The organism is Pseudoduganella buxea (assembly GCF_009720835.1).
In the GTDB taxonomy this organism is placed as follows: Bacteria; Pseudomonadota; Gammaproteobacteria; order Burkholderiales; family Burkholderiaceae_D; genus Rugamonas; species Rugamonas buxea.
In genome coordinates this window covers 1-636 of the sequence record NZ_WNKZ01000238.1, presented here as the reverse complement: position 1 = coordinate 636, position 636 = coordinate 1, and the positions used below count along the sequence as shown (strand labels likewise).

2 protein-coding genes are annotated in these 636 nt (G+C 74.7%); both read left to right on the top strand.

Annotated elements, in window-relative coordinates:
- Positions 1 to 385, top strand: a 385-nt coding sequence (locus tag GM672_RS28635; protein ID WP_371867113.1) for a hypothetical protein, incomplete at its 5' end; no start/stop codon positions are given.
- Positions 382 to 636, top strand: a 255-nt coding sequence (locus tag GM672_RS27795; protein ID WP_211517459.1) for a hypothetical protein, incomplete at its 3' end; no start/stop codon positions are given. The genes GM672_RS28635 and GM672_RS27795, both read left to right, overlap by 4 nt.

Below are 636 nucleotides of genomic sequence, written 5' to 3'. Positions count from 1 at the left end.
CCAGGCCGCCGCGCGGCGCGTACCCCCCGCGACCGACCCCGGCCAGGGCCGGCTGGCGGCGCAACTGGCCGGCCTGCCCACGGCGGGCAGCGATGCCATCGTCGCCACGGTCGCGGCCATCCAGCAGCAGGCGCAGGAGCGCCAGCTGCGCTTCGACAGCGCAGCCTACCAGCTCGCCGCCGGGTCGGACGGCATGCTCGAACGCTATACCGTCAGCCTGCCCGTGCAGGGCCGCTATCCCGACGTGCGCGCCTTCGTGCTGGGCCTGCACGCGGCGGTGCCGCACCTGGCGCTCGACAGCATCGCCATCAGCCGCCCGGGCCGCGAGGATGCACGGGTGGAAGCGCAATTGCAGTTCACCGCCTATTTCCGGGGGCAGCCATGAAGGCGGCCGTGAAGGCGCGCCCGCTGCTGCTGGCCGGTGCCTTGCTGCTGACGGTGGGCGCCAGCGGCTGGACCCATTGGCGCAAGCTGCAGCCGGTCGAGGCGGTTGAAGCGGTGGAAGCGGTGTCGGTGGCTGTGCGCCCTGCGGCGATAGCAGCGGCGGCACCGGCAGCGGCTCCGGCGCATTCGCCCGGCGCAGCCGATGCCGGCGGCGCGGCAGGGGCGGTCGACCTGTTCGCCGCCGTCGACTGG